Source organism: Streptomyces winkii (assembly GCF_032248595.1).
Lineage (GTDB): Bacteria > Actinomycetota > Actinomycetes > Streptomycetales > Streptomycetaceae > Streptomyces > Streptomyces winkii.
On sequence record NZ_JASTTH010000004.1, the window covers coordinates 491,769 to 510,590 of the forward strand.

General features: G+C 73.0%; 14 protein-coding genes. 7 read left to right on the top strand and 7 right to left on the bottom strand.

What is annotated here, in order from left to right; all coding sequences use genetic code 11:
- Positions 1-11: 11 nt before the first annotated feature.
- The 4 genes from QQM67_RS14305 to QQM67_RS14320 are packed head-to-tail and all read right to left on the bottom strand — an operon-like array spanning position 12 to position 4,468.
- Positions 12-791: a CDP-alcohol phosphatidyltransferase family protein gene (locus QQM67_RS14305; protein WP_314174196.1), complete on the bottom strand. Its 780-nt coding sequence runs from the start codon at positions 789-791 to the stop codon at positions 12-14.
- A complete protein-coding gene (locus tag QQM67_RS14310; RefSeq protein ID WP_314174198.1) occupies positions 769-1,830 on the bottom strand; it encodes an iron-containing alcohol dehydrogenase family protein in 1,062 nt (353 codons plus the stop codon). Before QQM67_RS14310 ends, QQM67_RS14305 begins: the two co-directional genes overlap by 23 nt.
- Positions 1,818-2,570, bottom strand: a complete 753-nt coding sequence (locus QQM67_RS14315; RefSeq protein ID WP_314174199.1) for a phosphocholine cytidylyltransferase family protein — start codon at positions 2,568-2,570, stop codon at positions 1,818-1,820. The genes QQM67_RS14310 and QQM67_RS14315 overlap by 13 nt, the downstream gene beginning before the upstream one ends.
- Entirely contained in the window at positions 2,567-4,468 is a 1,902-nt protein-coding gene (locus tag QQM67_RS14320) for a DUF5941 domain-containing protein (protein WP_314174483.1), read from the bottom strand. Before QQM67_RS14320 ends, QQM67_RS14315 begins: the two co-directional genes overlap by 4 nt.
- A 435-nt stretch (positions 4,469-4,903) precedes the next feature.
- On the opposite strand from QQM67_RS14320, the gene galE reads away from it, so the two are divergent.
- The 3 genes from galE to idi all read left to right on the top strand — a co-directional run bounded on the left by galE (position 4,904) and on the right by idi (position 7,716).
- A complete protein-coding gene (gene galE / locus QQM67_RS14325; RefSeq protein ID WP_314174200.1) occupies positions 4,904-5,908 on the top strand; it encodes a UDP-glucose 4-epimerase GalE in 1,005 nt (334 codons plus the stop codon).
- A 248-nt stretch (positions 5,909-6,156) separates the two neighbouring features.
- Positions 6,157-7,092 carry a cation diffusion facilitator family transporter gene (locus QQM67_RS14330; protein ID WP_314174201.1) on the top strand — a complete coding sequence of 312 codons (936 nt, stop codon included), beginning with the start codon at positions 6,157-6,159 and terminating at the stop codon, positions 7,090-7,092.
- A 63-nt stretch (positions 7,093-7,155) separates the two neighbouring features.
- A complete protein-coding gene (idi, locus tag QQM67_RS14335; RefSeq protein WP_314174202.1) occupies positions 7,156-7,716 on the top strand; it encodes an isopentenyl-diphosphate Delta-isomerase in 561 nt (186 codons plus the stop codon).
- Here idi and QQM67_RS14340 read toward each other — a convergent pair.
- Positions 7,691-8,239, bottom strand: a complete 549-nt coding sequence (locus QQM67_RS14340) for an ATP-binding protein (RefSeq protein ID WP_314174484.1) — start codon at positions 8,237-8,239, stop codon at positions 7,691-7,693. The genes idi and QQM67_RS14340 overlap by 26 nt on opposite strands.
- A 219-nt stretch (positions 8,240-8,458) precedes the next feature.
- On the opposite strand from QQM67_RS14340, the gene QQM67_RS14345 reads away from it, so the two are divergent.
- From QQM67_RS14345 to QQM67_RS14360, 4 genes are all read left to right on the top strand, one after another.
- On the top strand, positions 8,459-9,226 hold the full coding sequence (locus tag QQM67_RS14345; RefSeq protein WP_314174203.1) for an enoyl-CoA hydratase/isomerase family protein: 768 nt from the start codon (positions 8,459-8,461) through the stop codon (positions 9,224-9,226).
- 52 nt (positions 9,227-9,278) lie between these two features.
- Positions 9,279-10,142: an SCO6745 family protein gene (locus tag QQM67_RS14350; RefSeq protein ID WP_314174204.1), complete on the top strand. Its 864-nt coding sequence runs from the start codon at positions 9,279-9,281 to the stop codon at positions 10,140-10,142.
- Positions 10,143-10,229: 87 nt separating this feature from the next.
- Positions 10,230-10,355 (top strand): LPFR motif small protein, encoded by a 126-nt coding sequence (locus QQM67_RS14355; protein ID WP_277400556.1) that lies wholly within the window; start codon positions 10,230-10,232, stop codon positions 10,353-10,355.
- Positions 10,356-10,480: 125 nt separating this feature from the next.
- A complete protein-coding gene (locus tag QQM67_RS14360; RefSeq protein ID WP_314174205.1) occupies positions 10,481-12,916 on the top strand; it encodes a Tex family protein in 2,436 nt (811 codons plus the stop codon).
- Positions 12,917-13,183: 267 nt separating this feature from the next.
- Here QQM67_RS14360 and QQM67_RS14365 read toward each other — a convergent pair whose 3' ends face one another.
- On the bottom strand, positions 13,184-14,830 hold the full coding sequence (locus tag QQM67_RS14365; protein ID WP_314174206.1) for an ABC-F family ATP-binding cassette domain-containing protein: 1,647 nt from the start codon (positions 14,828-14,830) through the stop codon (positions 13,184-13,186).
- A 438-nt stretch (positions 14,831-15,268) separates the two neighbouring features.
- Complete coding sequence (locus QQM67_RS14370; RefSeq protein ID WP_314174207.1) at positions 15,269-18,760, bottom strand: hypothetical protein; 3,492 nt, start codon at positions 18,758-18,760, stop codon at positions 15,269-15,271.
- Positions 18,761-18,822: the final 62 nt, after the last annotated feature.

Sequence of the window (18,822 nt, forward strand, 5' to 3'; positions counted from 1 at the left end):
GGCTCCCTCCGTCACTTGAGCCTGCTGGAGGCGAGGATGGACACCAGGTGCAGCAGCGTCTGGACGACGGCGATGCCCGCGAGCACGGCGACACCGAGCCTGGTGAAGAAGAGGTCCCCTCTGATCTCGTCCACGACCGCCAGGACCAGGATCAGCAGCGAGGCCTCGATCCCGAGTATCAGCCGGTGGAACTTCAGCGCCGCGGCCGCCTTGCGGGCCAGCGCCACACCGGACGCACGCGGCTCGCTCGCGGCCTCCTTCACGGGCGGCAGCCCGCCCTGGTGGCGGGCCACACCGACCAGGTCGGTCTCGGCCTTGATCAGTACGGCGCCGAGCGCGGCGAGCGTGCCCAGGAAGGCCCACAGCCAGTCGATGCGGCCCCCGCTCCACAGGTCGGCGGCGCGCAGGCCGAAGCCCAGCAGCACGGCGGCGTCGCACAGGTAGGCGCCGACCCGGTCCAGGTACACGCCGCCGAGCGAGTACTGCTGCTTCCAGCGGGCCAGCTCGCCGTCCACGCAGTCGAGCAGCAGGTAGAGCTGGACCGCGATCACGCCGAGCACCGCCCCGCCGGCCCCCGGCACCAGCAGGGCCGGGGCGGCGAGGACACCCGCGACTGTCATCAGGTAGGTCAACTGGTTGGGCGTGACCCGTGTGTTCACCAGATGCCGGTCGATGCGCAGGGAGACCTCGCGCATGTAGAGCCGCCCGGCCCAGTGCTCACCGCTGCGCCGGTCCTTCACGCCCTCGGGGTGAACGACCGGGCGGAGTTCAGCTACTGATGGCTTGTGCATAGTCGCGGTAAGCGTCCCTGATCTGGTCGGCGGACAGGTCGAGATGTTCGAGAATGGTGTACCGCCCGGGGCGGGTATCCGGGGCGTATTCGACCACTTTCACGAACTCGTCCTCGTCGAAGCCGATTTCGTGCGGCAATACGGGAAGCCCGTGGCGCTGAAGCACCTTGACCATCAGCATCGACATCTCCCGGTCGCCGCGCAGGAACGTGGCGAACGCCGCCCCGAGACCGCACTGTTCGCCGTGGCTGGCCGCGCGCTTGGGGTAGAGCAGGTCGAAGGCGTGGTTGATCTCGTGGCAGGCGCCGGACGCCGGGCGGCTGTCGCCCGCGACCGACATCGAGATGCCGGTCATCACCAGCCCTTCGGCGAGCACTTGGAGGAATGCGTCGTCGCCGACGCCGCCCGGGTGCCGCAGCACCGCCTCTCCGGCCTGGCGGGCCATGGCCGCGGCGAGGCCGTCGATGTCCTCGCCCCGCACGGTGTGGGCGAGTTCCCAGTCCCGTACGGCGGAGATGTTGGAGATGGCGTCACCGATCCCGGAGCGTACGAACCGGGCCGGGGCCTCCCTGATGACGTCGAGGTCGATGACGACGGCGATCGGGTTGGGCACGCCGTACGAGCCGCGGCCCGCGTCGTTGTCGAGGGTGGCGACCGGCGAACACAGGCCGTCGTGGCTGAGGTTGGTGGCGACGGCCACCAGCGGCAGGCCGATGCGCGCCGCCGCGAACTTCGCACAGTCGATGATCTTGCCGCCGCCCAGGCCCACGACGGCGTCGTAGCGCCCGGACTTCATGGAGTCGGCGAGCTTGATGGCGTCGTCGATGGTGCCGCCGCCGACCTCGTACCAGTCCGCGCTGGGAAGGGCGGGGGCGAAGCGCTCGCGCAGAGCCGCGCCCGAGCCACCGCTGATGGCGAAGGCGAGCTTCCCGTTGGAGGAGATCCGCTGATCGGCCAGCAGGCCCGCCAGGTCGTCCAGGGCGCCGCGGCTGATGTCGACGACGACGGGCGACGGAATGAGGCGGGTCAGTACCGGCATGCGATCTCCCTGCCCTTGGCGAGGTCGTCGTGGTTGTCGATCTCGACCCACTGCACGTCGCCGATCGGTGCGACGTCGACCTTGAAGCCGCGGTTGACCAGCTCCTGGTAGCCGTCCTCGTAGTAGAGCTGCGGGTCGCGCTCGAAGGTGGCCTTCAGGGCGTCGGCCAACTCCTCGGCGGCCTCCGGCTCGATGAGGGTGAGACCGATGTACTCGCCGCTGGCGACGGCCGGGTCCATCAGCTTGGTGATCTGCTGGACGCCCTTCTCGGGGTCGGTGACGACCTTCATCTCCTCCTCGTCCAGGTGCTTGACCGTGTCGAGGGCGAGGATGATCTTCTGGCCGCCGCCGCGGGCGTCGAGGAGCGTCTTCTCGACGGAGACGGGGTGGACGGTGTCGCCGTTGGCGAGCAGCGCGCCCTGCTTGATGACCTCGCGCGCGCACCACAGCGAGTACGCGTTGTTCCACTCCTCGGCCTTGTCGTTGTCGACGAGGGTGAGCTTGACGCCGTGCTTCTCCTCCAGCGCCTCCTTGCGCTCGTACACGGCCTCCTTGCGGTAGCCGACCACCACGGCGACGTCGGTGAGGCCCACGGCTGCGAAGTTGGCGAGGGCGATGTCGAGGACGGTCTGGGACTCCTCGTCACCTTCGGGGCCCACCGGCACGAGGGCCTTCGGGAGGGTGTCGGTGTAGGGGCGCAGACGCCGTCCGGCGCCGGCGGCCAGCACGAGGCCGATCATGCGGGTTCTCCTGTTTCGTCGTGTACGGCGGGTGCTTTGGAGGACACCCAGAATCGGATGCTCTCGACGAGCACCACTGCCGCGATGGCCACGGCGAGCGTGGTCAGCGCGATGGTGAAACCTTGGCCCCGGTCCGCCTGGCCGGGGCCGCTGCCTGCGCCTGACACCCACAGAGCGGAGGCGATGGCGACGACCAGGGCCCGACCTTCGTGACCCCCGGTCGCACGGACAAGCCAGTGCGGAGGCGCGCCGGTGCCGCCGCGGATGCGGTACACCGTGTCGTAGTGATGGTAGGCGACCGCCGCCACCAGCCCGAAAGCGGCGGGCAGTGCGCCGTTCACGCCTGATTCTCCCGCACGTACCGCGAGGACGAGCACGAGCACGTATTCAGCGGTACGGAAGAAGGGCGGTGCGAGCCAGTCGAGCGCGCCCCGCAGCGGGTCCGCGACGGCGAACCCGGAGGCCGACGCGTAGACGAGGGCGGCGATGCAGGGCCAGACGCTGCCCGGCGGTGTCCACAGGGCGGTGGCGAGGAGCACGACCGTGCCGGCGAACGCGACGGCGGGCGCCCCGAATGCGGGCAGGCGCAGGCCCGTACGGAGGGCCAGGTCCGCGCAACTCCCGGCGAGCGGGCCGCTGTCGGCGAGGTCCGCGAGGGCTCGGGCCGCGCGGTCGGTGCGGTGCGCCTTCCTGGTCAGGGAGCGCAGCACACGGCCGGCGGTGGTGTAGCAGGCAGCGAGGGCGCAGCCGACGAGGAGGACGACGAAGGTGATGCGGGGCGTGGTGCAGGCGGTCAGCAGCGCGATGAGCGCCCAGCGTTCGCCGATCGGGAGCACGATCATGCGGCGCAGCCACACCGTCCAGCCGACGCTGTCGAGCCTGGTCGAAAGGGCCGCGGTGGGGCTGGTGTTGGCGGCCGCGTCGTGATTGGCCTCGTTGAAGGAGAAGTCGACGACGTGGCGCACGGTCTGAAGCACCATCGCGCCCAGCGCGAGCCCCCATACGTCGTCGCCGCCGCGCGAGGCGCCGAGGGCGAGGCCGGCGTAGTAGGCGTACTCCTTGGCGCGGTCGAAGGTGGCGTCGAGCCAGGCGCCGAGGGTCGAGTACTGAAGGTCGTAGCGGGCGAGTTGACCGTCGGTGGCGTCGAGGACGAACGAGGCGATCAGCAGTACACCGGCGGCGACGAAGCCCCCGCGCGTGCCGGTCGCGGCGCACGCGGCGGCGATCAGCGCGGTGACGAGGGAGGCGGTCGTGACCTGGTTCGGGGTGAGACCGCGGCGGGCGCACCAGCGGGCGATGTAGCGCGAGTACGGGCTGACGCAGAAGGTGGTGAAGAAGCCGTCGCGGGACTTGACCGCGTTGTGCAGGCGCTCCGCCTCGTCGTCGACGGCGTCGACGGCGCCGCGCGCGGCGGCACGCGCCTGGTCGTCCATGGGCACGGACGCGACCAGGAGCCCCAACTCCGGGCGGTGCACGTCGATGTCGTCCGACGCGAGGGCGTCGGCGACGGCGTCCGGCAGGGTGCGCGCGGGCATGGTGACGGCCACGTCGTCATCGGCGGCGCGGCCGGCGGAGTCGATCGGACGAGCCGTGCTCGCGGACTGTGCCTGGTGCAGGGCTCGCGTGAGCGCGCCGCGGGCCTCTGCCTGCACGGCGAGGGCTCCGGGGACCGCGCCCGCCGCGAAGCGGGGGTCGGTCAGTGCGAGGCGGAGACTGTGGACGTGGCCGACGAAGTGCGGGTCGACGAGCGCGATGCGCGCTCCGGCGGGGGCGGCGGCCACCTCCGCCGGGACCATGCCGGTGTCCGCGGCGACGCGCACGACGAACCCCAGCGACCGCAGGTCGCCCTCCAGGGACGATCCCGCGACCGGCGGACCGGTGAGGATGGCGGTCGGCAGCGAACTCACTCCTTGGACGCTTCGCACGGCGCGTGTTCCGGCCTGGGGACGGCCGGACGGCGGGCAGGGTGCGCCGTGGCCCGTCGGGTGCGGGCGGCGCGTCGGCAGAGGCTATCGGATCGAACGGCCGGTCTTTCATCGCACGTTCACCGGGCCGGTGTTGCGCTGCCGCGGAACAGCATGGTCGATCTTGGACGGTGCGACAAATGCGGGTGCCCGCGCCGGCGCCGGCGCTCCCCGGAAGCGGTGCCGGAGCCGATTCGAACCGGCTGAAAACCTCGGGAACCCGTACGAATCGACAAGGGGGAGGGTGCCTACGCGACCTCGTTCGGGTGGTGCCCCCACGGGGCCGGTCGCCACCACCCGCTCCGGCGGGCGGCGGGCGGGCTCTCGCGGCACGGACCGGCCCGCGAGGCGCCGGATAGGCTGCGGCCCATGACGTGGTTGATCACAGGTGGGGCGGGCTACATCGGGGCGCATGTCGCGCGGACGATGGCGGAGGCCGGTGAGCGGGTGGTCGTCCTGGACGACCTCTCGGCGGGGGTGCCCGAGCGTCTGGAGGGGATGCCGGGGGCGGCGGCGCAGCCCGCCCTGGTGCGGGGCTCGGTCCTCGACCGGGCGCTGCTGGACCGTACGTTGGCCGAGCACGGGGTCACCGGCGTGGTGCACCTCGCCGCCCGCAAGCAGGTCGGGGAGTCGGTCGAGCAGCCCCTGCGCTACTACCGGGAGAACGTGCACGGGCTGACGGTGCTGCTGGAGGCGGTCGTGGCGGCGGGCGTGCGCCGCTTCGTCTTCTCGTCCTCCGCCGCGGTCTACGGCACCCCGGACGTCGACCTCGTCACGGAGGAGACGCCCTGCGTGCCGGTGAATCCCTACGGTGAGACGAAGCTCACCGGCGAGTGGCTGGTGCGCGCCACGGGCCGCGCCTCCGGAATCGCCACGGCCTGTCTGCGCTACTTCAACGTCGCGGGCACCGCCGAGCCGCGCCTCGCGGACACCGGGGTCTTCAACATCGTCCCGATGTTCTTCGACGCCCTCACGCGCGGCGAGGCCCCGCTGATCTTCGGTGACGACTATCCGACGCCGGACGGCACCTGCGTGCGCGACTACATCCACGTAAAGGATCTGGCGGAGGCGCATCTGGCCGCCGCCCGGCGGCTCTCGGGGCCCGCGGGCGACGCCGGCCGCGATCTCACCGTCAACATCGGCACGGGCGAGGGCCTGTCCGTACGGGAGATGGCAGCGCTGGTCGCGGAGATCACGGGCAAGCGCGAGCCCGCCGCGAAGGTCGCCCCGAGGCGGCCGGGAGACCCGGCGCGTGTGGTCGCCTCGGCAGAGCTCGCGGAGAAGGAGCTGGGCTGGACGGCCCGGCACAGCGTGCGCGACATGATCACCTCGGCCTGGGAGGGCTGGTGCCTGCGGCATCCCGAAGCGCGGTGACCCCGGGTGACGGAACACGGCACCGGCGGACAGTGACGGAACACGGCGGACGGTGACAGCACGCGGCGCACACCGGCCGTGCCCGGCGCGCGCCCGGCGCCCGTCCGCCCTTGGCACAGACGGAAATCCCAGGTCACAGCACATGACAACGGTGTTCAGCGTCGCGTTGCACCTGCCCGTCCGGCGTAGTTGACTTGCGATCGACAGGCGCGCGGCGCACAGGACGAAGGACGCGGAGGCTCGCAGCGATGGGCGCTGGGCACGCTCACGGAGGGCCCGCTCCGGCAGCAGGCGGTACGGCAGCGGCGGCGTACCGCAAGCGGCTTCGTGTCGCGCTCTTCATCACGCTCGGTGTCCTGGTCACGCAGATCGCCGGCGGGCTGCTCGCCGATTCGCTCGCGCTGCTCGCGGACGCGGGCCACATGGCCACCGACTCGCTCGGGCTCGGCATGGCGCTGCTCGCGATCCACTTCGCCAACAAGCCGCCGAGCGAGCGGCGCACCTTCGGCCTCGCCCGCGCGGAGATCCTCGCGGCGCTCGCCAACTGCCTCCTGCTGCTGGGCGTCGGCAGCTACATCCTCTTCGAGTCCGTCGAGCGGTTCATCGAACCGGCGGGGACGAACGGTGCGCTCACGGCGCTCTTCGGCGCCATCGGCCTCGTGGCGAACGTCGTCTCGCTCTCGCTGCTGCTGCGCGGCCAGCGCGAGAGCCTCAACGTGCGCGGCGCGTTCCTGGAGGTGCTGGCGGACGCACTGGGTTCGCTGGCCGTGCTGATCTCGGCGCTGATCGTCGCGACGACGGGCTGGCAGGCGGCGGACCCGGTGGCCTCGCTCGTCATCGGCGCGATGATCGTCCCGCGGACGCTCAAGCTGGCCCGCGAGGCGCTCGACGTGCTGCTGGAGTCGGCTCCGCGCGACGTGGACATGGCCGAGGTGCGCGAGCACATCCTCGCCGTGGACGGCGTGGTCGGGCTGCACGATCTGCATGTGTGGACGATCACTTCCGGCATGCCGGTTCTCTCGGCCCACGTGGTCGTCACACAGCAGATGCTGGACTCCGTGGGGCAGGAGCGGGTGCTGCACGACCTCCAGCTCTGCCTCGGTGACCACTTCGACGTCGAGCACTGCACGTTCCAGCTGGAGCCGCGCGGACATGCGGCCCACGAAGCGAAGTTGTGCCACTGATCTGCGGCAGACTGGGGCGTTGCCGGCCGACGGACGACGGACAGCCCCGATAGAAGGATCAACATGGCGAACAGCGCAGCGGCACCGATCATGCTCGAACTGGTCGACGAGGACGGGACCACGATCGGTACGGCGGAGAAGGTCTCCGCGCATGTGGCTCCCGGCCGGCTGCACCGCGCGTTCTCCGTCTTCCTCTTCGACGAATCGGGCCGTCTGCTGCTTCAGCGCCGTGCGCTCGGCAAGTACCACTCCCCCGGCGTGTGGTCCAACACCTGCTGCGGGCATCCGTTTCCGGGCGAGGCGCCCTTCGCGGCGGCGGCGCGGCGCGTGAGCGAGGAGCTGGGCGTGGCGCCGTTCCTGCTGCGGGAGGCGGGCACTGTCCGCTACAACCACCCCGACCCCGACTCGGGCCTGGTGGAGCAGGAGTTCAACCACTTGTTCGCGGGGCTCGTACGCGACGAACTGCGCCCCGATCCCGAGGAGATCGCCGACACGGCCTTCGTCACCGCCGGCGAGCTGGCGCGCCGGCATGCCGAAGGGGCGTTCTCCACCTGGTTCATGACGGTGCTCGACGCGGCTCGTCCCGCGATCGGCGAGGTCACGGGAGCGGCGGCCGGCTGGTGACGGCGGGCGGCAGCGCGCCGCCCGCGACGGGCACCGGCAGCGCCGCCCAGATCACTTTCCCTCCCGTACCGGTCTGTTCGATGTCGCACATGCCGCCCGCCTCGGATGTGATCATCTTGACCAGCAGCAGGCCCCGTCCGCCGATGTGCTCCTGATCCGGATGGTTGACCAGGGCCTTGGGACGGTAGGGGTGGCTGTCCTCGACGGCGATGCGCAGCCACCCTCCATGGAGCCGTACCTCCACTCCGATCTCGGGCGACAGGAGCGCCGCGTGCCGTACGGCGTTGGTGGCCAGCTCGGAGAGGATCAGCAGCAGGTTCTGAAGGGTCTCGTCCGGCACGGCGCCCTGGCGCCGGACGAGATCCCGCACGGTGTGCCGCAACTGCGGCACGGAGGAGTCCACCGCGGGCGCGGTGAACCGCCAGGTCCCCTCGCGAACGGGGGCTTCGGCCCACTCCCGTACCGGCAGCGCGGTCGGGGGCGCTCTGCCCGGACCCGGCGGATCACTCCCGCGGCTCTCCATCTCCCGCACCCCACTCCTCCGGCTGTTCTTGCATCCGGGCGTTCTTGCAGATGTACGTGCACGAGTCTTGGTAAGCCGAGGCCCAGGTCCGGCCCACTGACCGCAAGTCGGCACTTATCGATGGCATTTGACAGAAGACTTACGCGCGGGACGGCTCTGTGACAGAGCTTGCATCCACGCTCCGGCAGGCGATGGCCACGGCCCGGTTACGATCCGCAGATGGAGCGAGTACGACCAGCGCAGCCGACGCTGCTCACCGAGTACGACGACGGCGTCACGACGCTCGTCCTCCACAACCCCGCCAAGCGAAACGCGATGACGGAGGCGATGTGGCGCGAACTGCCCGGGCTGCTGGCGGGGTTGGCGGACGACGCGTCCGTGCGCGTCCTCGTCGTCACGGGGGCGGAGGACACCTTCTGCGCGGGCGCCGACATCTCGGCGCTGCGTGACTCCGCCGAGTCCGCGCAGTCGCTGGCGGTGGCCGCGGAGGAGGCGCTGAGCGCGTTCCCCAAGCCGACCCTGGCCGCCGTGCGCGGCCACTGCGTGGGAGGCGGCGCACAACTCGCGGCGGCCTGCGATCTGCGGTTCGCGGCGCAGGGCGCGCTGTTCGGCGTCACTCCGGCGAAGCTCGGCATCGTCTATCCGGCGTCCTCGACGCGGCGGCTTGTCTCGCTGGTGGGACCGGCGACCGCCAAGTACCTGCTGTTCTCCGGTGAGTTGATCGACGCCGACCGCGCGCTGCGCACCGGTCTGGTGGACGAGGTGCACCCGGCGGAGAGCCTGGCGGAGCGGGTCGGCGCGTTCACGCGCACCCTGGTGGAGCGTTCGCAGCTGACGCAGGCCGCCGCGAAGGAGTTCGCCTCGGGCCGCGCCGACGCGTCCCGTGCCGAGCACTGGCGGCGCGAGGCCGCGGAGAGCGGCGAAGCCGCGGAAGGTGCCGCCGCGTTCCTGGAGCGGCGCGCTCCGCGCTTCCGCTGGACTCCGTGAACCGGTGAGGGGAGCACAAGGGACACTTCATACCTACGGGTAACGTGTGGTCATGACGTCACTCCCGGAACGCGCCGCCCGGCGGTGCCACAACATGGTCAACCCGGTCCACTCGGCCGTGTACTTCTCCCCCGCGCTGGGCAAGGAACTCGCCCCGTACGGCATCGAGGACCCCAGCGCCGTCTATCTCGCGGGACGCGCCGCGCCTCTCGGAGCGGCGAGCGCCGGCACGGTCACGGCCACCTTCTACAACTTCAGCCACGCGCTCGTCTCCCGCTTCGTGCCCGCCGTATGGGAGTCCGCCTCCCCCGCGACGGTGCTCGCCGCCCGGCTGCGCGCGGTCGACTCGATGCTGCGCGGCCTGCTCGGCGACGAGGCCGTCTCCTCGCCGGAGATGAGCGAGGCGGCACAGCTCGCGCTGAAGGCCGCCGAGGCGTGTACGCGGCCGGGCCGTCCGCTCTACTCCGCCAACGCCGACCTGCCCCTTCCGGACGCGCCGCACCTCGCCTACTGGCACGCCGCGACGCTGCTGCGCGAGCACCGCGGCGACGCGCACATAGCCGTGCTGCTGTCCGCCGGTCTGGACCCGCTGGAGGCGCTCGTCAGCCACACCGCGAGCGGGCGCGGCATGGCCCCCAAGTGGGTGCTGTCCACCCGCGGTTACAACAGGCAGGACTGGACGGCGGCCCAGGAGCGCCTGCGCGAGCGGGGGTTGCTCGACGACGAGGGCGAACTCACCGAGGCGGGCTCGGCGTTGCGCAAGGAGCTGGAGTACGACACGGACCGCCTGGACAGCGCCCCGTACGAACACCTCGGTGAGGCGGGCGTGGCGCGCCTGACAGAACTGGCCGGCGGATTCACCGCGGCGGCCGCTCAGGCGGGCGCCTTCCCGGACGACCTGGTCGGCAAGGCCTGAGCCACGGCGGCCGGTTGGGCCCGCCGGCGCCGCGGCGGCGGCCGGGCCCGCCGGTTTGTCCGCGCGCTGCCGGGCTACCCGGCCCGCATGTTCCGAGCAATCGCAGACGGCCTCCGCATGATCGGGGGCGCAGTCGCAACCGTGGTGACCCTGCCGTTCCGCCTGCTGGCCCGCCTCTTCGGCGGCGCGTCCCGGGCCGGCCGCAGGGTCTGAATCCCCCCGCACATCCCGCGAGAAGACGGGAGAGACACACGGACCGTGCCTCCGCCTGACGGTGCCGCCTGCCACAATGCAGGGTCACCGGGGACACCCAGCACCAAGAAGGCGGACCAACCATCGTGACGACGACCATCGAAGGCAGGATCGCCGAGGAACTCGGCGTACGGGAGCGCCAGGTGAAGGCCGCGGTCGAGCTGCTCGACGGCGGTTCGACCGTGCCGTTCATCGCGCGCTACCGCAAGGAAGCGACCGAGATGCTCGACGACGCGCAACTGCGCTCCCTGGAGGAGCGGCTGCGCTATCTGCGGGAGTTGGAGGAGCGGCGCGAGGCGGTCCTCGAATCCGTACGGTCGCAGGGCAAGCTCGATCCGAAGCTCGAGGAGCAGATCCGGACGGCCGAGACGAAGGCACGTCTGGAGGACATCTACCTGCCGTTCAAGCCCAAGCGCCGCACCAAGGCGCAGATCGCCCGCGAGGCGGGGCTCGAACCGCTCGCCGAGGGGCTGCTGAGCGACCCGGGAGTCCAACCGGAGGCCGCGGCCGCCGCGTTCGTCGACTCCGAGAAGGGCGTCGCCGACGCCGCTGCCGCCCTGGAGGGCGCCCGCGCGATCCTCGCCGAGCGCTTCAGCGAGGACGCCGACCTGATCGGCGAGCTGCGCGAGCGGATGTGGCTGCGGGGCCGGCTGTCCGCCGCCGTACGGGAGGGCAAGCAGGAGCAGGGCGCCAAGTTCAAGGACTACTTCGACTATGCGGAGGCCTTCACCGAGCTTCCCTCGCACCGGGTGCTGGCGATGCTCCGCGGCGAGAAGGAGGAGATCCTCGATCTGACCCTGGAGCCGGAGGAGCCCGGGCAGGAGGCGTCCGGCACGCCGAGTTCGTACGAGAGCACCATCGCGCACCACTTCGGCGTGCGCGACGAGGGCAGGCCCGCCGACGCCTGGCTCGCCGAGACGGTGCGCTGGGCGTGGCGCACGCGCATCCTGGTGCGGCTCGGGCTGGATCTGCGGCTTCGGCTGCGTACCGCCGCGGAGGACGACGCGGTCGGGGTCTTCGCGGCGAACCTGCGCGATCTGCTGCTCGCCGCTCCCGCCGGCACGCGCGCGACGCTCGGCCTGGACCCCGGCCTGCGTACGGGCGTGAAGGTCGCGGTCGTCGACGCGACGGGCAAGGTCGCCGCGACGGACACCGTCTATCCGCACGCGCCGCAGAAGCAGTGGGAGGAGTCGCTGGCGAAGCTGGCGAAGCTGGCGCGCGAGCACTCGGTCGAGCTGATCGCGATCGGCAACGGCACGGCGTCCCGCGAGACCGACAAGCTCGCCGGCGAACTCATCGCCAGGCAGCCGGAGTTGAAGCTGACGAAGGTGATGGTCTCGGAGGCGGGCGCCTCCGTGTACTCGGCCTCGGCCTTCGCCTCGCAGGAACTGCCCGAGCTGGACGTCTCGTTGCGCGGCGCGGTGTCCATCGCGCGCCGCCTCCAGGACCCGCTCGCGGAGCTGGTCAAGATCGACCCCAAGTCGATCGGCGTCGGTCAGTACCAGCACGATCTGTCCGAGGTGAAGCTGTCGCGCTCGCTGGACGCCGTCGTGGAGGACTGCGTGAACGGCGTCGGCGTCGACGTCAACACCGCGTCCGCTCCGCTGCTTTCACGCGTCTCCGGCATCGGCACGGTGCTCGCGGAGAACATCGTCGCGCACCGCGACGGCAACGGCCCCTTCAAGAGCCGCCGCGAGCTGAAGGACGTGGCGCGGCTCGGCCCGAAGGCGTACGAGCAGTGCGCGGGCTTCCTGCGCATCCGCGACGGAGAGGACCCGCTGGACGCCTCCAGCGTGCACCCCGAGTCGTATCCCGTCGTCCGCACGATGGTGCGCGCGGCGGGCACCGACGTGCCCGCCCTCATCGGCAACACGGCGGTGCTGCGCTCGCTGGACCCCGCTCAGTTCGTGGACGACACGTTCGGACTGCCGACCGTCACGGACATCCTGCGGGAGCTGGAGAAGCCCGGCCGCGACCCGCGTCCCGCGTTCAAGACGGCGGAGTTCAAGGAGGGCGTCGAGAAGCTCACGGACCTGGAGGCCGGGATGGTCCTGGAGGGCGTGGTCACGAACGTCGCGGCGTTCGGCGCCTTCGTCGACGTGGGGGTGCACCAGGACGGGCTCGTGCACGTCTCCGCGATGTCGAAGACGTTCGTGAAGGACCCCCGGGACGTCGCCAAGCCCGGCGACATCGTGAAGGTCAAGGTGCGCGAGGTCGACGCGGCACGGAAGCGGATCTCGCTGACGATGCGGCTCGACGACGAGGTCTCCGGTTCGGGCGCGGACGACTCCGGTTCCGGTGCACGCGCGTCCCGCGGCGGCGGGGAGCGCCCGTCCCGGCCGCGTCAGAACGGCGGCGGCAAGAGCGGCGGCAAGCAGGGCGGGGGACGCCAGGACGGCAGGAGGCAGGGCGGCGGAAGCGGCGGCAGGCAGCAGCGCCGGGACTCCGCCCCCGCCAACAGCGAGATGGCGGACGCGCTGCGCCGGGCCGGGCTGCTCGGCGGCGACGGCAAGAAGCGCTGAGCGCGGGCGTGATGCGGCGCGCCGGTGCCAAGCGGCGCCGGGCACGCATGAGTTGAGCGGGCTGCGGGACGCGGGATGCCGGGCGGGTGACTGCGCCCGGCGCTCGCGGGCCGCGGGGCGCGGCTCGTGGGTCACGCCTCGCGGCCCGCAACGAACGGCTCGTGGCGTCAACGCCGGTGTTCCGTGCCCGGGTTCGCGGCTCGGCGGTACGAGCCCCGCGCCCGGCGCCTCGCGCCTCGCGATCCGCAGGGAACGCCTCGCGGCGTCTCAGCGCGGGCGTTCCGTCACGCGGCCGCCGTCCAGTTCCAGATGCCGCGTCGTGTGCACGGCCTCCAGCATCCGCCGGTCGTGCGTTACGAGCAGCAGCGTGCCCTCGTACGAGGCGAGGGCCGACTCCAGTTGCTCGATCGCGGGCAGGTCCAGATGGTTCGTGGGCTCGTCCAGCACCAGCAGATTGACCCCGCGTCCCTGTAGCAGCGCGAGCGCGGCGCGGGTCCGCTCGCCGGGCGAGAGGGTCGCCGCCGGGCGCAGCACATGCCCGGCGGAGAGGCCGAACTTCGCGAGCAGCGTGCGTACTTCCTCCGGCTCCATGGACGTGGCGCCGCGGAAGGCGTCCAGCAGGCTCTCGTCCCCGAGGAAGAGGCGGCGGGCCTGGTCGACCTCGCCGACGACGACGCCCGACCCCGACGAGGCGGCACCGGCGTCGAGTTCGGCCCTGCCGAGCAGGGCGGCGAGCAGCGTCGACTTGCCGGAGCCGTTCGGCCCCGTGACGGCGACGCGGTCCCGCCAGTCGATCTGGAGGTCAACGGGCCCCAACCGGAAGGCTCCGCGCCGGACTTCGGCGCCGCGCAGCGTGGCGACCACCGCCCCGGAGCGCGGTGCGGCCGCGATCTCCATGCGCAGCTGCCACTCCTTGCGGGGCTCCTCGACGGCGTCGGCGTCCAGCCGCTCGATCATGCGCTCCGTCTGGCGGGCCTTGGCGGCCTGCTTCTCGGTGGCCTCGACGCGGGCGTTGCGCAGGCCCTTGTCGTTGTCGGGCATCTTGCGGCGGGCGTTGCGCACGCCCTTGTCCATCCATCCGCGCTGCTGCCGCGCCCTGGCCTCCAGCCCGGCGCGCGCCCGCGCGTACTCCTCGTACTCGTCGCGGGCCTGCCTGCGGGCACGGGCGCGCTCTTCGAGATAGCTCTCGTATCCGCCGCCGTACTGGTGCACCTGCTGCTGGGCGAGGTCGAGTTCGAGCACGCTGTCCACGGTCCGGGCGAGGAACTCGCGGTCGTGGCTGACGAGGACGGTGGCGCCGCGCAGTCCGCCGACGAAGGTCTCCAGGGTGTGCAGGCCGTCCAGGTCCAGGTCGTTCGTGGGTTCGTCCAGCAGGAAGACGTCGTACCGGCTGAGCAGCAGCGACGCGAGGGAGGCACGTGCGGCCTGCCCGCCGGAGAGAGTGGTCATCGGCCGGTCCAGGGCCACGTCCAGGCCGAGCCGGGCGGTGACCTCCGCGGCCCTGTCGGTCAGGTCGGCGGCGCCGAGCGCCAGCCAGCGCTCCAGCGCGAGGGCGTAGGCGTCCGCTGCGCCGGGCCGGTCCTCGCCGAGCGCGTGCGTGGTCTCGTCGAGGGCGGTCTGGGCGGCGGCGACGCCGGTGCGGCGTTCCAGGAAGGCCCGGACGGTCTCGCCCTCGCGCCGCTCCGGCTCCTGCGGGAGGTGGCCCACTGTCGCGGTCGGCGGGGTGAGCGAGACCGCTCCCTGCTCCGGCTTCTCGAGCCCCGCCAGCAGCCGCAGGAGCGTCGACTTGCCGGCGCCGTTCACCCCGACGAGGCCGACGACTTCGCCCGGGGCGACGACGAGATCCAGTCCGGAGAAGAGGGGCCGGTCACCGTGACCGGCGGCGAGCGCCTTGGCGACGAGAGTGGCGGACATGGCCGCCGATGCTACGGGGATTCACCGCGCGGGTCGCGAGCATTTCCGCGGGGCGGCTCGGCGTACGCGGACGTGTCCGCGCGCTTCCGGCGGCGTGCGCGCTGCGCCGCGCCGTCGGCGGTCCGGCCAGGCACCGCCGGTCCGCCGGGCGCGGCGAGCGCAGCCCGGCCCGTGCCCGCCGCACCCGCTCCGGCCCATCCCGGCCCCGAACTCCCCGTCCCCCGCCGTCACTCCGCGGGGTGCCCAGGGCCGCGGCATGCGCCCACCGCGGCACACAGTGCACGCACTTCCGCCGCACCCCGCCGGGCGGGCCCGACCAAGCGCGCCCGCTCTGCCAGGCCCGGTCTGCCCCGACTGTCGGCAACCGCACGGCCCAGCCCGTGCCCGCCGCACCCGCTCCGGTCCGTCCCAGTCCCGCCCCGAACTCCCCGCCCCCGGTCACTCCGCGGGGTGCGTGGCCACCTCCAGCGCCGCCGCCCGTACGTCGGGCTCGTCGTGGCGGCGTATCGAGCGCAGGAGTTCACGCCATGGCTCGGGCCAGCCGCTCGCCGGGTTGACGCCCGCGGCGAGCGTCACCGCCAGCAGCCCTGTGGCCGCGCCGCCGTCGGCCGCGAGGTCCTGGGCCACCGGCAGCAGCCGCTCCCTCGTCTCGGCCGGGCGCTGTACGGGGCCCAGCGAGCGGCGCAGCTCCTCCGCGGTGCGCCACGCGAGCCCCGGCCGGTGGGCGTGCAGTCCGGCGATGCCGCGCAGCTGACGGTTCAGCGTCTCGGCGTCGCTCTCCAGGGTCACCGCGGAGCAGAGCAGGCGCGCCGCGTCCGGTACGAACTCCTCGTGCCCGGCGAGGAGTACGCCCGTACGGCCCGCGGTGCGGCGTGCGAGGGGCCGCCGCCGCGCCTGGTCGCCGAGAGTCAGCGCGATGTGCTCGACGCGGCGCCTGGCCGGGCGGTCGCGGTCGGCGCGGGCGTCGGGGGTGTCGGGCGCGGCGTCCGCCGCGATGAGTCCCGACAGGACCTGTTCGAGCGTGCGGCCGGTGCCCGGCATCGCGACGACCAGCTCGACCAGTCCCTCGGCGGCCTGCCGCCAGGTGCCGCGGTTGCCGAGGTCGGTGACGGCCGCGGAGAGAACCGCCGCCGCGTCCGGCGCCCACGGCGCCCAGTCGGCCAGCGAGGCGTAGACGGCCTCCGTGACGCCCCGGTCGTCCGCGTGGCACAGCCCGGTGATCAGCTTCGCGTACCTCTCCCGGTGCCGCTCCGGCAGCCCGAGCGGGCGCGCGCGCAGCAGGGCGTGGCGCAGTACGGGCACTCCCTGCGCCGCCGACTCGACGAGCTCCCAGGCGCGGTCGTCGTCGAGCAGGCGCGGTGAGCAGGCCACGCAGGCCGCCTTCACCTGGGGGTGCTGGCCGGGCAGCGAGTAGACCTTCAGCAGCAGCTCCGCCGCCTCGGCGAGCGGGAGGCACTCCGCGGCGAGCCGGACCATCGCCTTGCGTCCGGGGGCCGGGAGGGGCGCGCGGGCGTCGTTTTGCCCGCCGTCGGCGTCGGCGTCGCCGTCGCTGCCTGCGGTGCTCCCGCCGCCTTCCGTCTCCCCCGACGGCGCCTGGAGCAGCAGCCGGTGCAGTACGTCGGAGAGCCGCCAGGGATCGGTGTAGCGGAAGGCCCGCGCCAGCGCGGGGACGGCGACGCGGGCGCGGCCGTCGCGGGCGTGCTCCAGCAGCAGCGGCAGCGCCTCGTCGGGCCGGTCGGTGCGGACGGTCGCCGCGAGCGCGGTGTCGGCGAGCTCCGACTCGGCCTCGACCGGGTCGTTCGCCCACAGGCGCAGGTCCCTCGCGCCGTCGCCGGGTATCGTCGCAAGCCGCCGCAGCGCTGCGCACCGCATCCGCATGTCGCTGCCGTCGTCGTCCGCCTCCTGCACCAACAGGCGTGCGGCGGCGCGCTGTTGGCGCGGCAGCCAGCGCGCCGTGCACCGGCCGACGGGCGGTTGCGGGCGGCGGCTCTCCTTGCTCAGGAACCGTCCGTAGGGCGGAGTGGTGTCCAGTACGGGATCGAGCAGGTCGGTGCGCCGCGTCGTGATCGTCCGGGCGACGCTCGGCAGCAGTGCCGCGGAGGCGTCGACGGCGAGCACTTGCGCTGCCCTCTCCTCCCGCGTCGCCGGGTCGTCCATCCACAGGGCGACGGCGGTGCGTGCCGTGGACTCGCTGCCGAACTGGACTGCCTGCCACAGCAGTTGCTGCAACTCGGGCATGCCTGCGGCGCGCCGGCCGACGGCGCGTGCGAGGGCGAACGTCAGCCCGTGGTCGTCGTTCTCGGCGCCCGCCTCCAGCCAGTACCGCAGCGCCTCGTGCACGGCGTGCTCCTGCCCGTGCGGCAGCGTGCGGTCGAGCTGCCCCAGGTCGGCTCCCTCGGTGTTGCCCGAGAGCCGCACGGTCGTGCGCAGCGCCCAGCCCACCAGGCCCTGCCGCGGGCCGGCGACGTGTTCGCGGAGCAGCGCACGGGCGAGACGGCCGAGCGCGGCCCGGCTCTCGTGCGAGGAGCCGGGGGCGCGCACCGCGTCGCCGGCGACGCGGTCCAGATGGTCGACGGCCTCGTCCTCGAACAGCCTCGGAGACAGGTCCGCGAGGGCGGAGAGCGCCGCGGCCCGTACGGTCTCCGGCTCCTCGCGCAGCCGCGCCATGTCGGCGACGAGCGCCGTCACGACGCTCCTGTTGCCGCCGTGCCGGGCGGCGGTGTGCGCGGCCTGACGCACGAGCATCGGCCAGGCGGTCGCTCTGTCCTCCGGGGACGGGCGGCGGGTCGCGGCGGTGACCTCCGCATACGCCGATTCGTCGGGCAGATGGGCCAGGGCGGCCAGCACGACGGTCCAGTGCGCTCCGCGTGCGCGCGCCTGCCGCGCCATCCGCCGAGCCTCCTCCTCGCGGCGGTCGTGCGGCAGCGCTTCGAGTACGGCCTCGTCGAGCACTCCGTGCGCGCGTTCGTCCGGGTCGGTCGCGATGTCGTAGAACCCGTCGCGGACGGCCGGCGGAAGGGCGTGCAGCAGCTCGGCGAAGCGGGCCGGGTGACCGCTGAGCACGCGCCCCAGATCCGCCAGCTCGGGCGGGTCCGCGTCCACCAGCCGCCTCAACACCCGTGCGGACAGCCCCTGTTCGCGCAGCTGCGCTATCTGCCCCGGCCGCAGCAGCAGCCGCAGGGTGCGGCCCGCGTCCGCCGAGACCAGCCGTACGAGGTGCGGCTCGAACTCCGGGGTGAGCAGGCCCCCTTCGCGGTACTGCTCCAGCAGATCCAGTACGCGCCGGGGCCGTTGGCCGGCCGTGCGGGCCACGCCGGCGCCGTACCGCTGCCACCACTGCTCGCGCAGCGCGTGCGGCAGGTCGTCCAACTGCCGTCCGGCCTCCGCCAGCAGGACGTCGGAGTGCCGCACGGCGAGCGAGCGCCACCCCGTGACGGCGTGGAAGAGTGCGGGCAGCAGCCGCGCCACGGTCTCCGGCCCGCAGGCCGGGAGCAGCCGGGCGGCCTCCGCGTCCCCCCAGCGCCCGCGGACGGCGTCTACCAGACCGTCCGCGAGCTCGGTTCGGCGACCGCGGACGATGGTGCGCACCAGCTGCGCCCGTACGGCAGAGGGCGCGTCGTGCAGCGCGACCCACAGCGCGTCGTCGCTGACGGCGGCCGAGCGCGCGGCGGCGGCGCGTTGGGCGTGGCCGCGCACGAACGGGTCCGGGTGTGCGAGCCGGGCCGAGAGGTAGACGCTGTCCTGGCCGGCGCAGGCGGCGATCACGGCAACCCGCCGCCCGTACATCCCGTACTCCTCCAGCCCCTCCAGAAGCCCCGTCAGCTCCTCGCGGCCGAGGGCCCGTGCGTGGGCCGCGATCTGCCGCGTGCGCTGCGGATACGCGAGCGGCTCGAGGGTGTCCAGAAGTTCGGTGGCGGCTGCACGGGACATGCCGGGGATTCTGCCCCCTGCATGTGCGTCACGTAAGAGTTCTTCGCAGGGATGTGCAGGAC